This is a genomic window from Pseudoalteromonas sp. SCSIO 43210, assembly GCF_054133285.1.
In genome coordinates this window covers 98,997-120,281 of sequence record NZ_CP087225.1, presented here as the reverse complement: position 1 = coordinate 120,281, position 21,285 = coordinate 98,997, and the positions used below count along the sequence as shown (strand labels likewise).

At 39.4% G+C, this 21,285-nt stretch carries 13 protein-coding genes; 5 read left to right on the top strand and 8 right to left on the bottom strand.

Features of this window, described 5'->3' with window-relative positions; all coding sequences use genetic code 11:
- Positions 1 to 111 precede the first annotated feature (111 nt).
- Positions 112 to 3,582, bottom strand: coding sequence for a S8 family serine peptidase (locus LOS73_RS00485; RefSeq protein WP_457934306.1), 3,471 nt, complete (start codon positions 3,580 to 3,582; stop codon positions 112 to 114).
- A 228-nt stretch (positions 3,583 to 3,810) separates the two neighbouring features.
- Here LOS73_RS00485 and LOS73_RS00480 point away from each other — a divergent pair, with 228 nt between their 5' ends.
- Together LOS73_RS00480 and LOS73_RS00475 are read left to right on the top strand one after the other, a co-directional pair.
- On the top strand, positions 3,811 to 4,281 hold the full coding sequence (locus tag LOS73_RS00480) for a DUF2721 domain-containing protein (RefSeq protein WP_007377300.1): 471 nt from the start codon (positions 3,811 to 3,813) through the stop codon (positions 4,279 to 4,281).
- 92 nt (positions 4,282 to 4,373) lie between these two features.
- On the top strand, positions 4,374 to 4,826 hold the full coding sequence (locus LOS73_RS00475; RefSeq protein ID WP_033028899.1) for a c-type cytochrome: 453 nt from the start codon (positions 4,374 to 4,376) through the stop codon (positions 4,824 to 4,826).
- Between the two features lie 116 nt (positions 4,827 to 4,942).
- Here the strand turns inward: LOS73_RS00475 and LOS73_RS00470 are convergent, their stop codons facing one another.
- Both LOS73_RS00470 and LOS73_RS00465 read right to left on the bottom strand, forming a co-directional pair.
- The gene (locus LOS73_RS00470) at positions 4,943 to 8,098 is read right to left on the bottom strand and encodes an efflux RND transporter permease subunit (RefSeq protein WP_033028898.1); all 3,156 of its coding nucleotides are present in this window, start codon (positions 8,096 to 8,098) and stop codon (positions 4,943 to 4,945) included.
- Positions 8,099 to 8,112: 14 nt separating this feature from the next.
- Positions 8,113 to 9,291, bottom strand: a complete 1,179-nt coding sequence (locus tag LOS73_RS00465; protein WP_033028897.1) for an efflux RND transporter periplasmic adaptor subunit — start codon at positions 9,289 to 9,291, stop codon at positions 8,113 to 8,115.
- Between the two features lie 289 nt (positions 9,292 to 9,580).
- On the opposite strand from LOS73_RS00465, the gene LOS73_RS00460 reads away from it, so the two are divergent.
- Positions 9,581 to 12,088, top strand: coding sequence for a zinc-dependent metalloprotease (locus LOS73_RS00460; protein WP_457934305.1), 2,508 nt, complete (start codon positions 9,581 to 9,583; stop codon positions 12,086 to 12,088).
- A gap of 72 nt (positions 12,089 to 12,160) precedes the next feature.
- On the opposite strand, the gene LOS73_RS00455 is transcribed toward LOS73_RS00460, so the two are convergent.
- Both LOS73_RS00455 and LOS73_RS00450 read right to left on the bottom strand, forming a co-directional pair.
- Positions 12,161 to 12,949, bottom strand: a complete 789-nt coding sequence (locus LOS73_RS00455; protein WP_033028895.1) for a PhzF family phenazine biosynthesis protein — start codon at positions 12,947 to 12,949, stop codon at positions 12,161 to 12,163.
- A gap of 72 nt (positions 12,950 to 13,021) precedes the next feature.
- Positions 13,022 to 13,636, bottom strand: a complete 615-nt coding sequence (locus LOS73_RS00450; RefSeq protein WP_033015705.1) for a PQ-loop repeat-containing protein — start codon at positions 13,634 to 13,636, stop codon at positions 13,022 to 13,024.
- A gap of 289 nt (positions 13,637 to 13,925) precedes the next feature.
- Between LOS73_RS00450 and LOS73_RS00445 the strand changes: the two genes are divergently transcribed.
- Together LOS73_RS00445 and LOS73_RS00440 are read left to right on the top strand one after the other, a co-directional pair.
- Entirely contained in the window at positions 13,926 to 15,059 is a 1,134-nt protein-coding gene (locus LOS73_RS00445; protein WP_033028894.1) for a PepSY-associated TM helix domain-containing protein, read from the top strand.
- A gap of 48 nt (positions 15,060 to 15,107) precedes the next feature.
- Positions 15,108 to 16,253 carry a tetratricopeptide repeat protein gene (locus LOS73_RS00440; protein ID WP_457934304.1) on the top strand — a complete coding sequence of 382 codons (1,146 nt, stop codon included), beginning with the start codon at positions 15,108 to 15,110 and terminating at the stop codon, positions 16,251 to 16,253.
- Positions 16,254 to 16,269: 16 nt separating this feature from the next.
- Here LOS73_RS00440 and LOS73_RS00435 read toward each other — a convergent pair whose 3' ends face one another.
- The 3 genes from LOS73_RS00435 to LOS73_RS00425 all read right to left on the bottom strand — a co-directional run bounded on the left by LOS73_RS00435 (position 16,270) and on the right by LOS73_RS00425 (position 21,282).
- Complete coding sequence (locus LOS73_RS00435; protein ID WP_033028892.1) at positions 16,270 to 19,086, bottom strand: TolB-like translocation protein; 2,817 nt, start codon at positions 19,084 to 19,086, stop codon at positions 16,270 to 16,272.
- Between the two features lie 122 nt (positions 19,087 to 19,208).
- On the bottom strand, positions 19,209 to 20,756 hold the full coding sequence (locus LOS73_RS00430; protein WP_033028891.1) for a PH domain-containing protein: 1,548 nt from the start codon (positions 20,754 to 20,756) through the stop codon (positions 19,209 to 19,211).
- Positions 20,749 to 21,282: a PH domain-containing protein gene (locus LOS73_RS00425; protein WP_457934303.1), complete on the bottom strand. Its 534-nt coding sequence runs from the start codon at positions 21,280 to 21,282 to the stop codon at positions 20,749 to 20,751. Before LOS73_RS00425 ends, LOS73_RS00430 begins: the two co-directional genes overlap by 8 nt.
- Positions 21,283 to 21,285 lie beyond the last annotated feature (3 nt).

Here is a 21,285-nt window from a genome sequence, read left to right as displayed (position 1 = left end):
TAAGCAGATTGGTATAAATATATCTAAAATTAGAATTTGTCGTTATTTAATTTGAGAAGCCATGTAAAAAGGGAGCCGAAGCTCCCTTTATATAACAGTTAAGTTATAAAATTACTTTTGTTTACGACGACGCATAAATGCAAACGGCGCTACTAGTAATGTTAACCATGCAAGAGAACCAGAAGAGCTTTTCTTCTTAGTCTCAACAACTGGAGGTACTACCACTTCAGCAACGCTAACGTTAACGTTAACCATTACAGGTTCAGAAACATTACCGCGTACATCAATTGCCACAACTTGAATTTCAGCTGATGAATTTCCAACTAATAACTCTGTATTTACAACAACTACTTGACCTTGCTCATCAACACCTAGACCAATATTGGTATTAGACTGAACGAAGTACTCCGAAACGTCTAAGTCAAAATCAGACTCCGTAATTGTTAATTTACCAACAACTGTGCCATTTTCTGCATCTTCAGAAACTGTAAATTCACCACCAACTAACATTGGAGCTTCAATTGCAGGAAGCTCTAAATCAGCACTTGCCATTGCTTTAACAACACCCAGGCCAGATGTTTGCGATAATGCAAATGGACCGCTAGCTTCAACAATCGCTTTTTCACCAGGTTTAAGTGATGAAACCACTTCGCCTGTCTCTAATGACGTTAATGCTACAGTAGGAGAAGTACCAAATAACGTTGAACCTTCAACGCTGTCTGTTTCAGAAAACACACCCGTTTGATAAGCAGGGCTACCTACTGAAGCTTTAAAGTTCATTTGCTCGCCAATTAGCGAAGCATCTACGTTAAATAAGTTTGTACACGCAGAGAATGTAACCGTGTTCTCACCCGCTGAATGAAACATCGGAGTAACCCATGCTAAAGAGTCGTTACCCGCACCATCTGTTGTTCCAATTACTGTACGGCTACGACCTGGGAATGCAGTTTGACGACCACGGTCGTTATAGTTTTGCATAATTTGATCATATACGCCGTCATTATCTGTATCTATTTCAAGTCTAACGCCAGCTTGGAATACATGAGTTAATGGGTCACGTAATTGGATAGACGATGTTACAAAGATACCCGAATCACAAGAGTCATCAGCAAAAGCAGAGAAAGTAGTCGAAATAATATTAAATTCAGCTTCTTCTCGTGTTTTTTCAGTACCCATTGCAATAATGGTTTCTGCGAACGGCGTAATTTCTGTTTGACCACTATTTTCAACGATAAGTGCCATCTCGTTGTCTATAATTTGAGATGAAACACTTAGCGCTGTCGCTGCTTTTGGCATTACGTGATACACAACGTGTAAATCATGATCTGTATCTGTACTTGCATCATCAAATACTAATGCACCATCAAACTCTACTGAAGTAAGTGCTGCGCTTCTTGCTGCAATATCGTCAGCACTAAACGGGTTTTCTAATTCCCATACTGGCAGTTTTGTAGGATCAACAGTTAGTACCACGTCAAAATTCATTGACTGACCTGCAGGAATTGTTACTGATGCAGGGAAATCCCAACTAATTGCTGCTGTATCTTCATCATTCTGGTAACGCGCTTCAGTGCGAAGTGCATACGTTTTAGCGTCTGATGAAAAGTTTTTAACCGTTACAGTCTGCGTTAACGACTCTGTTTCAGTCATAGACACCAGACCAAAAGAAAGCGCAGCTTGCTTAGTATTAAATTGTGTATTATTAACCCATGCAGCTACTGGTAAATTAACTGCTTTAGTTACGTCAACTAAGCCTGAACCAATCATACTAATTGGAGCAAGCTTTGAGTCAGGGTTAGTTGCTAGCGGCTCGTTGGTTACATTTAGATCAGCTGCATTCATGATCGTAGCTTTAATTTCAAATGCATTTCGCTCAGGGTGAGCTTCGCGAATCATCGCAACGGCACCGGCAGTTATAGGGCCAGAGAAAGACGTACCAGATACAGGGTTATTCTCAGTTTGCGTACCAGCTGCAGCTACTTCAATACTTGTACCTGGAGCTGTAATTTCAGGCTTTAATAAACCATCCATAGAAGGACCACGAGAAGAGAATGTTGCTACGGCTCCCGATGTTGTTTTAACTTTTACATCAATATCAAATGTTGCCGTATTACCTGCCGCTAATTGCGCTTTTAAAGCAGCACCTGCAGCAAAATTGATACCTACATTTTTAATCGTAACAGCAGCGTCACTGCCACCCATTGGTGCAGGGGTACCATCATCTGTATTGTTAGCAATCAGTACAAATTCAGCACCTTTTTTCTGCGCATTAAGTACTTTAACTGTAAATGCACATGCACCACGGTCAATTAATACAGCTTTACCTGTAAAATCAACATCAGCGGCAAACTCGTCACAACCATTTTGGTTAGCATCAGGGTAAACTAAGTCAATATCAGCGCCTGAAATAGCATAGTCAGCCTGCAAACCAAACCCTGAACCTTGGATATTACCTTCAACACCCGCAACAGTACCAGTAGCTATACTAACTTGAGTTGTTGGATGCGTCATCGCGCCTACAGATAGTGCATTCGGTGTTGTACTTGGACCACCAACACGAAATGGGTTATCGCCGTCATTACCAGCAGAGATAACCATATTTACACCTAGATCAACAGCGCGTTGAATTAAATACTGCGCACCACCACCTGTGTATGTATCACCAAACTCGCCACCGAGTGACATATTCATTACATCTACACGATCAGAAATGTCACCATCTCCATTAGGATCCATCGCAGCTTCTAATGCTGCAACTTGTGCCGCACTTGGACAACCACCACCACAAACAGAGTAAACATACAGCTCTACATCAGGTGCAATACCACTTACTGAGTGTGAAGAAGATGTACCGTGATTTGTTGGCTCATCAACATCAGGAATAACAACAACAGGATCGTTTTCAATTGGGTCTGCATCATTGCGAATAAAATCGAAACCACCTTTTACAATACCTTGTGGCCAAGTAACTGCGGCAGGATCTTCCTGAGCAGCATCATATGCCTCAACAGTACCCGCGCCATCAAATGCTTTGTGAGTATAATCAATACCTGTATCTAAAACAGCTACTCGCTGGCCTTTACCACTTACAATACCCTCATCGATTAAAGGTTTAGCATGAATATAGTCCGACGTTGCAGCTACATGTAACTCGTTATCAAACATAGGTAATACTTTAGCTACACGTGAGTCTTTTGCTATTTTAGCTAATGCTTCTGGTGATGCTTGAACAATTAGTGTTGGTGCTAGTATTTTAGTTTTACCAATTACTTTCGCATCAAAATCTAAGCTATTGAGCTCTAAAGTCATTGTATCTTGAAGCTGCTCAATATTTGCCGTAATTTCACGGTTGTTTGATGCCTGATAAGTACCATTTACAAATCCATCAACAGAGGTCGTCGCACGAAGTACGATCATATATGCTGATGGTTCTTTCTGTGCAGAAACAGTATCTTTAACTTGCTCTGCTTGGTGATGAGCAATAGTAACTGTAGGTAAAGTTGTTGCACTTGCGAATGTTGCAATAAACGCACTTGATACTGCAGTTGCTATTGCAGTTCTTTTTATTATGTTTTTAGACATTATTTCCCCTGGGACGAGTTTTATATTATTGTGCTTATACCAATCGTAATTGGTTTGTAACTAGAATATAAAACTTTACACCCACCCTGAGCAACACCTTGATTACAAACAAATTACAATGCGTCTACACAAAGACAGAAAACAAGCCTAAGCAATTGATTTGAAGTAACAATAATTCAATCTAAATTTGTAAACAAGTGTAAACAAACCGACCTTTTTGAGACAAATATGAATAATGAAGTGATTAACATCTTAACTATGGCTAAAGTAATTCAAACCGCAGTGGCTCCTGTATTTCTCATAACCGGGATTGCTGCCACACTGGGTGTTTTATCTAATCGCTTAGCACGAATTACCGATAGGGCACGTCAATTAGAACGCAGGTTAAAGGTAAGTACAGATGAAGATTTCAATAAATCACTGGCTACAGAACTTCGCGCCCTTTTAAAGCGCTCTCGATGTATACATATCGCTTTTAGCTTGAGTGTTTTAAGTGCTTTGCTTGTATGTGCCGTTGTTATGCTGTTGTTTTTATCACATATTCAATCTATAAATTTAGGCGTTACAATTGCCTGCTGCTTTGTTGCAGCAATGGCATTGCTTATATGTGCCTTTATGTCTTTACTTGGCGAGGTATTTTTAGCAACTCGAAGCATGCGTCGCGGGATGATATTTGCTGACATAGACATAAACGATTAAATTTTAATTAAACCCATCGCATTTGCTTGAATAAATACGATGTTAGATACAATATACTTAATTAATAATTAAAATTTCCAACAGGGGCAAACATGAAATTAAAAAACGTATTAGCAACAATAGCGCTAGCAACGTGTGTATTTAGTGTATCGGCAAATTCTGCATTTAAAGAGCCAAGTGACGCAATTGAGTATCGCCAAGCTGCATTTTCAATGATCTCAGTACAAATAAGCGATATGGGTGCAATGCTAAAAGGCAAAGTACCTTTTGACGCAGAGCAATTTAAAAAGCGTGCTAACAACGCAGCTGCACTTTCAAAAATGCCATGGGAAGCGTTTTACGAAGGAACCGATAAAGGCGACACAGCTGCACTTGCTGCTGTTTGGGCTGAAAATGCAACCTTCGTTGAAAAAGCGAATGCTTTTGCAGTAAATGCAGATAAGCTAGCGTTAGCTGCTCAATCAGGCGATAAAGCCGTAATCGGTAAAGCTTTTGGTGCATGGGCTAAAGGCTGTAAAGATTGCCATAAACAATTTAAAGATTAATTATTATTGTTTTAGCTGCTTGATGAAGTAACAATAAGTAATAAAAAAGCACGGAACGGTTAACCGTTCCGTGCTTTTTTGTATCTATTATTGAAATACATATATTACTTATTAAACTAAACCTTAACTGGGCTGCGTTTAAATATACGCTTAATAAGCCCCGACAAGCGCTTAAACAAGTTACCAATATCGCTTAATATGATATACAAACATGGTACCAATATAAGTGTTATTAATGTTGCAAACATCACTGCAAAACCAAGCGCTACCGCCATAGGTATTACAAACTTAGCCTGCAAACTTGTTTCAAACATAATGGGCAATACGCCTGCAAATGTAGTGATTGAAGTAAGTAATATAGGTCTGAATCGAGCACAACCGGCATCTATTACAGCATTTTTAATACTAACACCTGCTTTACGGGCTTGATTCACATAATCGGTCATAACGAGTGAGTCGTTTATAACCACCCCAGCTGCAGCAATAATACCAAAGCCAGACATTAAAGTTATATCCAAACCAAACCAGTAATGCCCCCATATTGCTCCCGTTAAGCTAAATGGAATCACCGACATAACAATAAGTGGTTGCGCATAACTCTTAAGGGGTACGGCTAATAAAATATACACCAAAATCATACCGCCGAAGAAAAACATCTTCTGCTGATTAGCTTGATCTTGTTGCTCTTCAATGGCGCCACCAAGTTCTGACTTAACACTTGGGTACTCTTCTTTAAGTTGTGGTAGTAATTTTTCTTTAATTTGATCTACAACTTCGTTTGGCTCAATCACTTCCTCATCAATGTTGCCATAAACATACACTGTACGATAACCCCCTTCGCGGCGAATATAACTAATACCCGGTGTTTCAGTGAGTTCAACTACATCGCCAAGCAGTACTTCACGGCCCTGCGGGGTAGTAACAACCGCATGCTTAAGTGACGAAAATGCCTCTCGAGTCAGTTTAGGGTAACGTACCATTACACGCACCTCTTCGCCGTTTCGAATAACACGCTGAGCCTCACCACCGTAAAAGCTTGCCCCAACTTGATTAGCAATAGAAGCCAAATCTAAACCTAAGTCGTAAGCGACCGGTTTTAGGCTCATTTGCACTTCTTTACTGGCAGGGTCTATTGTTGAGCTAATATCAAACAAACCTTCTTGCTGTTGCAGCAATTCTATAAAGCGACGACCAGCATTATTTAATGTATCAATATCTGAGCCATATAATAAATAACCAAATTCGCCGTCACTGCCTCCTCCATTTACATCATCATAAATGGTTAATGATTTAACACCGGCAATATCAGGCATGGCCTCGCGCCAACGGCGTGATAATTCAAACGCGTTATAAGGACGTACACTTTCATCAACAAGAGGTACAAGCACTTGGGCTTCGGTGCGCCCTTGGTTAAATACTAAAATATCTCTTATGAGCTTTTGACCATATTTGCGCTCGGTATCTTCATCAATCGCAATCACCATCGCCTCTATTTCACGAATAGCATTTATTGTTTGTATGTCTGATACATTGTCATTCATTTCTAGATTTATTTGTGGGTAGTCATGCGGGATTTTTGGCATAAACCCAGTACGAACTTGATTTGATGAGATTAAAGCAAAGGTTACGATTAATAGGGCAATAAATGAAAATAACACTGACCAACGCCATTCAACACAACGTATAACAAAGCGCTTATATGGGCCATTTACAAAACCAAAAAATCGCGTATTAAACCGATCTCGCCAGCCACCCTCTTTTATTGGTGAAAAATGAGTGTGAGCAATATGGGCTGGCAGTATCAACTTTGATTCAATCAAACTAAATACTAAACACAACATTACCACCACAGCTATACCATAAAAGAAGGCACTTTCTGGGCCTGTAGATAACGTAAACGGAGCAAATACTGCAATGGTAGTTAGTACACCAAAAGTTGCAGGGGTTGCTACGCGTTTTGCGCCATTAACCACATTAACAACACCACCGCCTTTTTTTTCTATTTCGGTGTAGGCACTTTCGCCTATGACAATGGCGTCGTCCACCACAATCCCTAGCACCATAATAAAGGCAAAAAGTGATAAAATATTAATGGTTACACCAAACAATGGCATCATCATCATTGCGCCCAAAAAGCACACTGGCAAACCAATCATCACCCATAATGCCAACTTAAAGCGTAAAAAGATTGATAGCATAATTGCAACCAAAATAGCGCCCTGAATGAGGTTTGTAACCATCATGTCTAAGCGGGCATTTAGGTAATACGTAAAATCCATTAGTGGCTCTAAACGAACCCCCAGTGGTAGCTCTTTGTTTTTTAATTCTATAAATGCTTTTACTGAATCAGCAACTGGGATAATACTTTGCTCTTCAGTCGCTTTTACCGATATATAAACTGCATTTTCACCATTGAATTTAAAGTAACGCTCACCTTCAGTGAACTGATCTTTAATCACGGCAATATCTTGCAGTAACACTTTAGCGCCATTAGCCCCTATTTTTACCGGTATTTGTCTAAATTCTTCACCTGAGTAAAACTGATTTTCGACGCGTACAGAAATAACACCTGCGTCTGTTTTTAATTGCCCCGCCGAAAAGTTAGCTGAGTAACGACGCACTGCATTCATTACATCACTAAGGGTTAGGTTATATTGACGAAGCGTATCGGGTTCTATTTCAATTGCTATTTCATCAAGAGGAACATCGTTTACCACTAACGACACGTTAGACAGCTGTAGTAACTCATCCTCTATTTGGTTTGCTATAGGCTTAAGCTCAGTAAGAGGTAGGTCAGCAACAAGCGTCATACCTATTACATCTTGCCTAAACTCAACCTGACTTATGGTGACCGGTTCCATACCGGCTGGGAACGTTGCTATACCATCAACACGTAACTTTACTTTATCAAGCACATCGGTAAGTTTTGCATCGGTGTTTATTTCCAGGCTTGCTGTACCGCCATTTCTAAATGCGCGATACACGCCTTTTTTAATTTCGGTCACATCTTTTAGTGACTCTTCTATTTTTATAAGTATGCTTTCTTCTATTTCTTGTGGTGAAGCGCCAGGATAGTTAGCTTCAATATTAATGTAGTTAATTTCTACATTAGGGAACATTTGACGTTGGATATTTAGAAAGCTAATAATCCCCATCACCACAATAAAAATCATCATTAGGTTGGCAGCAACGGAGTTATTGGCAAAATAAGCAATAATACCGGTTTGTTTTTCAGCGTTAGACGCTGTATTTGGTAGTTCAGTGTTACTCATAACTCAGCCTACCTTTATAATTTTTCAGTGGAAGCATTTTCAAGTGCCTCTGTTTTTTTAGTATCTTGAAGGCCCGCAATTTTTACAGCCATGCCTTTTTGCGGATACTCTGGCAACGTAATCACCAACTTATCATCTGCTTGCAAACCATCACTGATGTAAAAGTACTCACCCTCTTCACGAATAACTGTGACTTTGCGTGGCTCAAGTTGCTGCTCTTCATTAACGATCCATACGGTTTTGTTATTAACTAACTCTTGCGGTAAACGGTAAATATTATTAAGCATTGCACCTGCAAAATTTATCTGTACGTAGCTACCAAACTTAATCGCTGGTTGTTTATTTTTAAGACCGTATGGGTCTTCTATACGCACCACTAAACTGCTCATACGCGTAGCGTTATCAACAATTCCTAGGTCGCGGTCAATTACACCTTCTCGGGTAAAGCTGTTTAGGCCTTTTTGAATAATCGTTGCGGTAATGCCTTTAATACGTTCTGGCAAAAAAACGCTATCGAATCCTGCGATAGGAATAATCACTTCAGCGGTCTCAATATTATTGAGTTCAGCAACTTGCGAACCCATAGTAACAAATTGTCCAACACCTATATTTCGGCTAATCACCAACGCATCATAAGGGGCTGTTACATCACAATTATCCAAATCACGTTGCGCGCGCTTTAATGCAGCTTGCGCCGACTTAACAGATGCTTGTGCACTGAGCACTTGAGGTTTACGTAAAAATAAATCTGTGCGCGCTTTACTTGGAAAGCGCTTGGCTTCGTCTTCGGCTACTTGCGCTTGAGCTTGCTCTTCAATTAAACCCGCTTGCGCGCGAGCAAGCTCGGCCTCTGCAACAAGTACTGCTGCTTCGTAGTTATCTTTTTCAATAGTAAATAGCGTCTCGCCACGAGCAACTACACCACCGGCTACAAAATTAGGATGCCAACTTAACACCTCGCCCGACACCTGCGCCGAAAGCTGTGTATTTTCAAGTGGTTTTACTTCGCCGTAGCTATTAATGATAACTTGGTGATCATTTGCTGCCACAGGCTCAACTTGCACCGTTGGACGAGCATCAATAACTTCTTTTTTTTCTGATTCTTTTGCAATAGCGTTAATTGCCATAAAACCAACGATACCTAAAGCAAGCGCGACGAATGGAAAAACCCATCTAAGTGAATTTGATTGCATATCTTATTTATCCCTAAAATTCTATTAACACCATAATACCAGAGCTATACGAAACATTAAGATGACATTTGTAAGCAACTGTTGCAAATACATATAAATTACAACTTTATATAAGTATAAAAGATGAATAAAATGGTGATTCATCTCATTCGTTATATTTTGTTACAAACTTTTATTTATTTATATCAATTAATTAGCTTTGAACGCTTAAATTTCATCGCGAAGATGTGCGAAATTAAATTAATTTACGTACAGTCCAATTAAATTAACAAATATTAAAAGTCTCAAAATGAAATTAACGTCCATCACCCTTGCGCTTAGCTTAGCGTTTGGCAGCCATGCATTTGCAGCCGATAAAAAAGACGAAAAAGAGTCAAAAACACTTAGCGAAATGATCAAAGGACAAACCGAATTTACCGGTATATTTAGCCTTTATCAAGACGAAAAAACCGGTAAGCACCTTATGGTGATTAACGAATCCCAACTCAATACGCCGTTTGTGTATTTTGCGCACACTGTCGATGGCGTTACAGATGCAGGCCATTATCGTGGTGCATACCGTGAAACTAAGTTAATTGAATTTAGAAAATACTTTGACCGTATCGATATTATTAGCAAAACACCTCGCTACAAATTTGACGAAAGCAGTGCGATTTCAAAAGCGAGTGATGCCAATATTAGTGAAGCGGTACTTGCGAGCATTAAAATAGAAAAAGAAGAAGACGGTAAAATAGCATTTAATGTAAATAAGTTATTTTTAAGCGAAGCACTTCATAAAGTATCACCTACGCCAAATCCAGCAGATAAAAACGCTAAAAAACGCTTTAAAGTAGGTAAACTAGACAATAAAAAATCACGCATTATTAAACAGCGTCCATACCCTAATAACTTAGACGTAGTAGTTGATTACGTATTTACTAACCCAAGCCCTACTGTACGTGGCTCTAATGCAGTAAGCGATCCTCGCAGTGTATCGGTAAAAGTGCAGCACTCGTTTGTTGCTCTTCCTAGCAACAATTATGCACCCCGTATGGATGATGCTCGCATTGGTTATTTTACCAACCAATTTGATCAAATGACATCTACCGATTGGGCACCTTATCAAGATGTTATAAAACGCTGGGACTTACAAAAGAAAGACCCTAGTGCAACACTTTCAGAGCCAGTAAAACCAATTACTTGGTGGATAGAGAATACGACACCAGTTGAATGGCGCGATACTATTCGTGATGCAGTTTTAACATGGAATACTTCTTTTGAAAAAGCCGGTTTTAAAAATGCGCTGGAAGTAAAAGTACAACCAGACGATGCGGATTGGGATGCGGGCGATATTAATTACAACGTACTACGTTGGACTTCGTCACCTAAGCCTCCATTTGGCGGATACGGACCAGCACTTGCTAACCCATTAACAGGCGAAATACTGGGCTCAGACATTATGCTTGAGTTTGTATTTATGAAAAACCGCTGGATTTACGACACACTTTTCACCCAAGGAACAATGAGCCACGGTGAAGCAACAGATACCGGCGAGCTAAATTGCTCTCTTGGGCATGAGATTCAACAAAATCTAATGCTTGCCAAAGGCCTTGCTAGCGGCGACAAAATTGAAGATAAAGAAATGCTTCGCCAAGGTTTAACGCAACTGGTACTTCACGAAGTAGGCCATACTTTAGGTCTTAACCACAATATGAAATCATCTATTTTGTGGGATGAAAAAGAAGTACACGACAAAAACAAAACCCAAGGCATAGTAACCGGTTCTGTTATGGATTATGCACCGGCTAACATTGCCCCAATTGGTGTGCAGCAAGGTGATATTTTTCAAACAAAACCAGGTCCTTATGATGATTGGGCAATTAACTACGGCTACAGCGTAGCGCTTGCAGATGAAGCTGCTGAGCAAGCTCGACTTGAAAAAATACTTGCTCGTTCAAGTGAACATGCCCTTGCCTTTGGTAACGATGCCGACGACATGCGCGCACCAGGTCGCCATATCGATCCACGTGTAATGATTGGTGATTTGTCGTCAAACCCTGCAGCCTATGGCGCAGATCGTATGGCACTTATCAATAAACTATTTACTGAACTAAAAGATAAAGCAACGGTTAAAGGTGAGTCTTACCAACAGCTTGTTACCTCTGCTAATAGCTTATTTGGTCAATACCGAGCTCAAGCAGGTGTTGTTTCTCGCCAGATTGGTGGTGTGTACGTTGAGCGCGCTGTAGTGGGTGATGCAAACGCAGATAAACCATTTACACCGGTATCGCTTGAGCGTCAAACACAAGCGATGGATATACTCGCAAAGTTTGTATTTGCACCAGATGTACTACAAAACATGCAACCTCTTTATAGCTACTTACAGCTGCAACGTCGTGGCTTTAATCACTTTGGTAAAAATGAAGACCCTAAAGCACACAAAATGATTTTAGGCATGCAAAAGTCTGTACTTGCGCAGCTATTACACCCTGCTGTGTTACTGCGTATTTCTGACACCGCTCTATACGGTAATGAATATAGTCTAACTCAGTTTATGCAAGATTTAACTGCCAGCATTTTTGTGAAAAGCAAAGACGCCAACTCTATTAGCCACAACTTACAAATTGAGTATGTTAACCAGCTAATCGCGATTGCAGGCCTTGGTAAAGCAAGTAAATTTGATAACCTAGCTAAAACCGCTGCGTTATATCAGCTAACTCAAATAGCCGATACCAGTGTTGCATGGGGATCAGATACTGCGACTAAAGCGCATAAAAAATATATTGATCGCTTAATTGCAAAAGCGCTAGAAGCGTAAAGCAGCTCTAACAATTGAGTAAAACCAAGGCCACGTTAAACGTGGCCTTTTTTATAACAAGAACAATAAAGATTAAATATAAATAGTGCCTTTTAAATACCTTACAGCATGCCCGGTTAAGGTGACGGTTGTATCACCCACTTCGCAAGTTAGCTGCCCGCCTCTGCTTGAAGCCTGATAAGCGCTTAACGTAGTTTTACCTAATTGCAGCGCCCAGTAAGGTGCCAAGCCAGTATGAATAGAACCTGTCACATAATCTTCGTCGCCACCGCTTGCAGGCCAAAAATAACGAGATATAAAATCATATTCAGCACTCGGAGCAGTGGCCACTACATCAAGTGGATAAAGCGTTTTTAAAAGCTCTGAGCTAGTTTTTAATTCAAGTATTTGATCGGCATTTTCATAAATAGCAAAGTAAGCTTGGCGGTTTTTAAGCACTTTACTCGGTTGTATAGACAAGCCATCAAGCAATTGCTGCGGTACATTTTGCACTTCAACCGGTGCTTGTTTCGGAAAGGTCATTGCAAAGCTGCCATCAGCGTTTTTATTAACGATCAGCTCGCCCACCGCATCAGCAATAAAGCGAATTTGCGATATATTATGCTCTTCACATAAAACATAGGCAGCCGCAAGTGTGGCATGACCGCAAAAGTCGATTTCCATTAACGGCGAAAACCAGCGAATAACAAAACTGCCATCGTCTTGCTGGCAGGTAAAAGCCGTTTCAGATACGTTATTTTCTGCGCCAATTTTTAGCATTAAATCGTCACTTAACCACGATTTCAATGAGATCACTGCCGCATAGTTACCTTTAAATAACTCATTCGTAAACGCATCAATTTGATGAATAGTTAATTGCATTGTTTAAACTTTGTAATGATTAATAGCTTAAAACTGCCACACCTAAACTCAATTAGCACTTTTATTTTAGCTTTAAGCCATTACAGGTCGCACTCTATAATATTGCATACAGCCAAATTGCACAGCATTTGTAAGCAACAACATAATAAACATAAGTAAGTGCGCAGTACTTGTGGCTGCATTTGAAAGCTCAACAACTAAGCCGCAAATACCAGCAATAAACTGCAAGCTAAAGTAGCGCGCGCTTAAATTACTTACATTACCCGTACGCAATGTTTTATAAGTTTGCGGCATAACACGTACCGAACTCATCACAAGGCCAACATACGTTAAAGCGCTTAATACCGTTGCAGTATCGAGGTTTGAATTCAAAAGCAGTGAAAAGGGCAGTAACGAAAAACCTAACATAGTAACCAGCTGTACGCGCTCTCGTTTAGCTGCGTTGAAACGTGCAAAAAAATACAAAATAAGCCCGCTTAACGCACCGGTTACAATAAATGGTAATGCAATATAATAGCGCTCAAAGTAAATATTGTAGGTTATAAAATAAAGGCTTTGCGCTAACCCAAACGTCATCATCAATAGTGATAAACCTGAGACACTACGATTTTTTCGAATTTTGTTTAGTAGCGGTAAAAAACTAAAAACCAAAATAAAAGAAGACAATATAGGCAAATAATGCGCCAAAGCAACCTCACTCGTTACATAAATGTTAACTAGAAATGGAAATAAAAACATTTATTAAACATATGTTTTAAAAGGCTTTTACTATGAGCGCGGCATTGTAGAGCCGCGTAAATTTAACTCAACTAAATAGCAAAAACTTATTTTAGGTACTGGCAAGCTGAGTATACAAAAACCGTAGAATTAAGTTCACAGTTTGTTTGTTTTATTGAAATTCATTACTGCAACTTACAAATAAAAATGATAGTTGTTATCATGCGCAGGTCATTAGCTACTGCATATAAAACCATCCATGAGAAAAATACTTTTTAAGATCCACAGCTGGATTGCCCTTATTGCAATCATTCCACTCATTGTCATTAGTATTACAGGCAGTGTATTAGTTTTTAAAAGTGAAATAGATGGCTTACTTATGCCTGATAGTCACTTTGTTGTAAAAGCGTTGCCAGAGCGTATAACAATCGATAAATTAATCGCTAAAGCAGAACATGCTTACCCTGAGTATCTAGTGGGTAGCTGGGAGATTTTTAACAATGATACTGCTGATCGGGTTTACTTAGTTAAACGCGGTACAGAGCAATGGTATAAGTTTCATTTAAACCAGTACACAGGTGATATTTTATCGGAGCCAGTAGGCACTAGCCATTACTTTACTGATTGGTTTTTAGAACTACATTACACATTTTTACTAAATGACTTAAAAAGTTTACCTGGCCAAACAGGTACTGTTTTAGGCTTCTTTTTTGCTTTGTTTTTATTAATCTTAGGCATTACAGGCCTCATTATTTATCGCAAGTTTTGGCAACGTCTGTTTAGTGTACGCTGGCGTGCGACACTACAAATAGTCCTTAGCGATATCCATAAAATGACCGGTGTTATTGGCTCCCCTATCATTATTATTTTAGCGATTACAGGTGGCTACTTTAACTGGGCTGTTTGGTATCACGAAGTAATAGAGCACGCAGAAGAAGAACATTTTGTGCTAACCAAAAAGCTACATAGTGCAGATATCTCGTTTCAAGATATTTTAGATAATAGCAAACAACAAATAACTACTTTTAATAGCACTTTTTTGGTTATGCCATTAGAACCGGATGAAAATATTACCGTATTTGGAGAAGTTAAAACTGCCAACCCGCTTGCCAGTGAATACGCCAATACTGTTACCTACAATAAATTGACTGGTGACCACATGGTCAACTGGGATATTCGCGAAGTTGGTATTGGCTGGCAAGTAATTGATAGCTTCAGAAAACTTCACTTTGGTTATTTTGCAGGTCTTACTAGTAAAATACTGTGGTGTGTAATTGGCTTAAGTCCAGTATGGCTAGCCGGAACCGGCTTTTACTTATGGTTTACCCGCCGAAAACGTAAAAAACAGTCACAGGTAAATCGCTCAAATAAGCGAGGCATAGTTAACGCTTGATTTGAAAACCACCTCAATGTAAAGTCAAAGTTCACATTGAGGTGGCTTATGAAGTTTATAATATTAATATTTTGTCTTTTTTTAACTGCATGTAAAAATACACCCGCAATTACTGCGGCTCAAAAAGTACAGTTATCCAGTCTTATAAATCATTCGCTTTTTGAGCGCTTGGACACACCAACCGAGCAAAGCATTTTTGAATTGCCTCAAGCAGAAAAGCAAAAATTCTTAACCTATGCAAATGAAAATCTAGCAGATACCCGAGCTGATCAAGTTATTTTTAATTATCTAGAAGGTCGGTTAGAAAACTTCAAGTACCATGGCGATACACTTACTTCAAAGCAAGCCCTTAAATTATCGCAAGGTAATTGCATTAGTCTAGCGGTACTAACACAAAGCTACGCACAAACCTTAAGTCTCGATACAAGTTTCCAGGAAGTGACCAGCGAACCGGTGTATGCCAAAGAAAGCAACATAGTCTATGTGGCTAATCACTTTAGGACAAAGGTATATGCTCCCAAAGTAAAGAAAGAAGATAATTATATCGAATTTATTAGAGCAGGAACACTGATAGACTATTTCCCGACTCAAGGTAGTATCTATTCTGGTAGTGCAACTTATAACGATTTGCTAGCTAAGTTTTATAGTAACTTAGCGGCAAACGCACTTGTCAAAAAACAATTTAATACGGCTTACTCTCTTATTTTACAAGCGAATAAATTTACACCAAATGATGCAGAACTATTTAACATAGCTGGTATTTTACATCGCCGAGTTGGTGATTTACAAAGCGCTAAAAACATCTACCAAACAGCACTTAGCAATAACGAGATAAGCATTAATTTAATCAGCAACTATAAGCTTTTAGCTGAAGAGTTAGACGACAAAGAGCTTGTTAAAGAGCTCACCTCACAATTAGTTAATAAAGAAAAAGACCCATACGAATTATTAGTGATCGCTAAAAACAACTTACAAGCTGGCCACGTTCATCAAGCTAAAGCAAACCTTGAGCAAGCCATTACTAAAGCGCCTTACATTGCTGAGTTATACTTGGAACTCGCAAAAGTTCGCTATCGACAAGGCAATACCAAACAAACACAAACCTTACTTGAAAAAGCAATTAAACTAGAGCGTGATAACCAAAAGCTCGATATATATCAAGCTAAGTTACTATCCTTGCAGATGGAAAAGTAACTTAGCCGATTAATATTTATAACGAATAATAGAAGCTCAGCCAAGCACGCATTTCATCTTCAAAACTGACGCCTTCTACTCGCGACAGCCCCATATTAAAGGTTAAATCATTTACGCCCGCAGGCCCCATCCCAAAGCTAAAATCACCTTGGTATTTTAAGCCGTAGCTTTGTGCGTATACGGTGTCGTCGAGTTGATGTTGCTTATAATAAAGCCACGGCATGCCTTCTTTAAGGCTAAAGCCGCCACCGTAGCCTTGATAGCGCTTTGCAGTTGCGCTGTAAAAGGGCAGATCAGATGAAAGTACATGTTCACTACTTTGTTGCTGATTAATAAGATTTGAGCTAAAACCACCTAATGCAAGGCTATTGTCATCACGCTGTTTTTGATCAAAGTTTGCATAAAGAGGAATACCAAACGCCTTACCAAAAATTTTGGCGGCTAAATCGTAGCCTTGCCAATTGCTACTTTTACTACTGCCATCGTACCAACTCGCATAAACACTTTGGCCTATCGCAAAATCTTGACGATCATATTGCCAATTTTGAGCAACGCCTAAACGCGTCCAACTTTTATGGCTTATCTTATAATCAGTGTAATTGTAGGCAATCTCTGGCGTTAAACTTAGCTGCCCAAATTTAACTGGGTAACTTACTGCAGCAAAACCACCACGGGCATCTATGTCGGTATTTAAACTTGCTTGGTACTGGCGCGATGTATTTAAATCATAGTCAAACAGTGCAAGTTTCAGTTTTACATCAAGCGCATTATATTTTGCCTGCACATAACCACCGTGCAGTGCTCCATCGTGTAAATCAGTGCTATATCCCGCTTGCAAGTCGAGCTGCTTTAATAAGTCGCTACTTTTAATGCTTAAATCTAACAAACTGGTAGAAGCCGAATAATACTGTGTTCCTAGTGCAAAAGTAGCGTGCTGATCGAGTACGTTGTAATTTGTCTGCTGCGTTGTTTGGTGCGTATATATTTTAGCTTTTGGAAGCGTATGTTCGTTTACAATTAGCAGCGGTGCTTTTTTGTTAGCCGAAAATTCAGTAACTACAGTGCTTTTTATAGCTTTTGGCAGTGTTTTTACATTTGGCCCATCTGCGGTTATCGAAAAATAGAGTAACGAGCCATCAGCCATTTCAATTGGGTGAGCAACGGCCTCTTGTCCTTGGGTTAACTTGGTGAGTGTTTTACTTTTAATATGATAATTGTAAATATCGGTGGCGCTATTTAAGCCTGCAACAAAGTAAAGTGACTCGCCATTAAAACTAAAGCTCGGCTGGCTTAAATATTGATACCCGTTTGGCATAGGTACTAGTTGCTGTTGTTCGCCGCTCACATCTTGTATATACAACTGCCAGTTTTCATTTAATGACGTTGATAAATAAGCTAATTTAGTTTCATCAGGACTGAGTATTGGGTAATCGTAAGTTGTCTCAAGGCTTTTTGTAAATAATGGTGTGATGGTTTGCGTATTGAGTTCAACCTTTACTAATTCAGAGTAGCCATCTCTTATTTGCTCGCCATACAAGGTTTCGCCGTTACTGGTTACTTTAAAACGACGTATACCAGCAAGTTCGGTAAGTTGTGTAATATTTCCAGTGTCAGTGTTATAGCTAAATATGTCAGACACTTTGTTATAAATACCCGACTCTTCATTGCTGTACGCATTAAAATATAACGTTGTGCTATTTACCCATTGAGGGTTTGCAATACCGGCTCGATTAATTTGATTAAGCACTTGTTTTTGTTCGCGCTTAAACACACTTGGCGCTGTATCGGGGATGTCTTGTGCATCGTTTTCGAGTAGCTCTTTTTGCGCTTTAGTAAACTCTTCTTGCGCTTTAATGTTGTCATCCGTGCTATAAATTATAAGCTTGGTATTACTCTCTTTGTCTCGCTCAACAATCGCAATTTTACTACCATCTTTTGAAAGTGCGGGGTTACTTGCATATAAATTTAGCTCAAGCCAAAGTTCACTATTAAGTAACACCTCCCCTTGCTCTATTTGCATTGCTTTATAGGTATATTCAGCTATAAATCGACGATATAGCTTGGCTGCACTTTGCCCAAACACACCGCCAAATGCCTCATCAAAATCCCGCGTTTTTACGCCTTGCATTCGCGTCCAAACACTATCGAGTGTTTGCTCTGAATAGTTTTGCTCTAGCCAATTTAAAAAGCGGCTCCCCATTAAATACGCCATTGAGCCGCCCATAAAGCCCTGCTCGCCATTTAATTGCCCATAGGTTGGCAAAGCACCTTGCTGAGCAAATTCTCGCAGTATTGACTCTGAGTAGTTATCAAATAAACGCCCACGGCCCGTCATTTTAGACTCAATCAATGTGGCATAACCTTCGGCTACCCAGCGCGGTGTATCACTGTAGGTTAAGTCGTATAAATCCCATATGCCACGTACTTTTTGCTGCCAGTCATTGCGTGTTGGCTGTGCTAAGTGTACTAAGTGAATATATTCATGCAGTACAAGTAACTGCTGCCAGCCAGCGCTGTTTGATATAACGGTGTCGGATTGTGGTGGGGTTGTAAAAAGCGCCATTACAGGATTATTTGAGGTAGGTAGCGCAAAGCCATTTGCCGCATTTAGGGGATCAAACACCACTACATCAACTGTTTTATCAAGTGCTCGGTTTTGCTGCTCAAGCACTTTGATGCGTACTATTTCAAGCTCTGCTGCAGTTGATTTAGCAAAATCAGCATGCTCAACACTGTAGTGAACATTAAAATGTTCGGTATGAATAGTTTGCCAATCGGCTGCAAAGCTCGGTGCTGCTAGTAATAAAGCCGATGCGATAAGTGTTTTTTTCATGAGCGTCCCTAAAAGAATTCCTTAATACCATCTAGAGTATTATTAAATGTCTTTCATGGGCAGTAAGAAAGTGTAATAAAACATGTGAAAATGAGTATTTACACATGTTTTATTAGGGTGATTTACATCCAGCTGCGAGTATCTGACTCAATCTGTTTGATTGTAAAATCAATAATAAAGTCAGCATCTTGCTGCTTTATATAAGGCATAAATGCAAAGCCTGAAGCAAGTTGTATATACAGGCTTTTTAAGCCTGATTTTCTCATTAAGTACGTACTTATACTGCGCGCACTTTGCGCTTTATAAAGCTCAAAAACACGGTAGTGAACGCCAATCATACCTTTACGTACAACCATGTAAAATCGGCCATTATCCTCATGCATGTAATAACCATAACGCTGATACGATAAAGTTACCAAGCCAGAAAACCCCACCAAAACACCAAGGCTTATCAGAGTATTAATATCAGCAATAAAACAAAAGCCAAACACGAGTGCACTCGGTAACAATGAATAAAAGCCTAAATTTTTATACAAAAGCGCTCGCTCTGCGCGCTTAAAAGCGAGTTTTTTACTATTAAACCACGGGTAAATCCATTGGCATACACTATCAACTTGTTCGCTATTTAATACAGGTAATACTAAGGTTTGTTTATTTTTCTTAGCTGCAACACCGGCTGCTATTCCGCCGCTACTTGCTTGTAAACACTCCACGGTAAATCGCTTTAGTAATCGCCCCATTAGGTTTTGTTTAATAACAATAGATTGCACTTTATCCATGCTCATTGAAAGCTGATGGCGCTCTAACAAGCCAGCAATACGTTTAAACTTTTGACCTTTAAAATAAAGCTCAAAGTTATAAAAACGAATAAGCGACATAGTCACCGATAGCATCACAGCGACCAAAACTAGCAAAACAATTAAGGTGATCATCGCAAAAGTAGCAGCACTTGCCAGCATGCCAAGCTCTTGTTGATAAAAGCCTTCTACTTTCGCAATAATTTGCTTCTCTAAAAAATCAACAATCAGGTTTATAAAAGGGGCAACAGCAGCGATTGCTAAAATAGCCATATTCGACATTAAACCAAATTTGGCTATTTCTTTATTACTAATGCTTAGGCTGTTTTCGATAGTGTCTGTTTCGCTTTGTTCAGTATTTTGTATTTCTTGCTGTTGCTGCGCTTTAAAATCAAATATTTGTTTACGCATTTGCTGTGCGTAATCTTGAGTGACGCCAGGTAAAACAACTTCTTGTGACACACTGCCTGCGGCATCAAAAATACAATTAACTAAGTTTACAGGGATAAAATAAAATGGCTCGGCAATATTAACGTTTTGCACACGGCCAAATTTAAGCGTAAGTCGCTCTTTTTTAAATACACCTTTGTTAAGCAATATTTCGTTGTCGCTACTAATAGAAAACTTAAAATTTAAATAATATAAAAATGAGTAAATAAGTAGCAAAATCAGCGCAAGACCGCCTGCAACCTGTGCCCAAAATAATTTATTTTCTACTTGAGTAACAAACACCACAAGCATGGGCAGTAAGTTTAAAAGGCCATCTTTTACAAACCGCACACTAAAGTGCACAACAAAGTATAAAAGTGCCCAGGGCGATACTTTTTGCCAGTAAATAGGGCTCGCTTTATCTTCGATAATTGTATTACTCATCGACTAAAGTTGCCTGAGTAGCTGCGTCGTCTTGACGGTAATTTTGTACAAATTGGCGCATATTTTTACAATCATCATGGGTTAGCCCACTAATTTGTAAATCGGCACTTACACCGCCAGCGCTAAATAATTTAATGCTCGCAAGGCTAAGTTTTCGCTCTATTGGCCCTTGGTGTATTTCCATATGCTGTACACGCGCTAAAGGCAATACCGTCACTTGTTGCCAAATAACGCCTTTTTTAAAAGCAATGTCATGATTTCGCACTGCAAAACCTCGCAACCTCACACTTATCATGTTGTACGCCATAGATATGGCCACCAAAATAGGCATACCAATTAGCAAATACGTTTGTGCCTTATTAGCAAAGGCTTCATTAAAATAACAAACAGCAATAAGCGCTCCAATTAGCGGAATATAAAACAGAAGCGAGCTAAGTTGCGCATGTAATAACGCTTTGTTAGCCAACGGCTTAAAGCTAATATCACCATGCTTTGGCAAATCCATTATTTGTTGATTGTTAAACACTAT

Excerpts from the sequence above, each read along its gene's own strand:
- LOS73_RS00485 (WP_457934306.1), bottom strand. The coding sequence starts at position 3,582 with ATGTCTAAAAACATAATAAAAAGAACTGCAATAGCAACTGCAGTATCA.
- LOS73_RS00480 (WP_007377300.1), top strand. The coding sequence starts at position 3,811 with ATGAATAATGAAGTGATTAACATCTTAACTATGGCTAAAGTAATTCAA.
- LOS73_RS00475 (WP_033028899.1), top strand. The coding sequence starts at position 4,374 with ATGAAATTAAAAAACGTATTAGCAACAATAGCGCTAGCAACGTGTGTA.
- LOS73_RS00470 (WP_033028898.1), bottom strand. The coding sequence starts at position 8,098 with ATGAGTAACACTGAACTACCAAATACAGCGTCTAACGCTGAAAAACAA.
- LOS73_RS00465 (WP_033028897.1), bottom strand. The coding sequence starts at position 9,291 with ATGCAATCAAATTCACTTAGATGGGTTTTTCCATTCGTCGCGCTTGCT.
- LOS73_RS00460 (WP_457934305.1), top strand. The coding sequence starts at position 9,581 with ATGAAATTAACGTCCATCACCCTTGCGCTTAGCTTAGCGTTTGGCAGC.
- LOS73_RS00455 (WP_033028895.1), bottom strand. The coding sequence starts at position 12,949 with ATGCAATTAACTATTCATCAAATTGATGCGTTTACGAATGAGTTATTT.
- LOS73_RS00445 (WP_033028894.1), top strand. The coding sequence starts at position 13,926 with ATGAGAAAAATACTTTTTAAGATCCACAGCTGGATTGCCCTTATTGCA.
- LOS73_RS00440 (WP_457934304.1), top strand. The coding sequence starts at position 15,108 with ATGAAGTTTATAATATTAATATTTTGTCTTTTTTTAACTGCATGTAAA.
- LOS73_RS00435 (WP_033028892.1), bottom strand. The coding sequence starts at position 19,086 with ATGAAAAAAACACTTATCGCATCGGCTTTATTACTAGCAGCACCGAGC.
- LOS73_RS00430 (WP_033028891.1), bottom strand. The coding sequence starts at position 20,756 with ATGAGTAATACAATTATCGAAGATAAAGCGAGCCCTATTTACTGGCAA.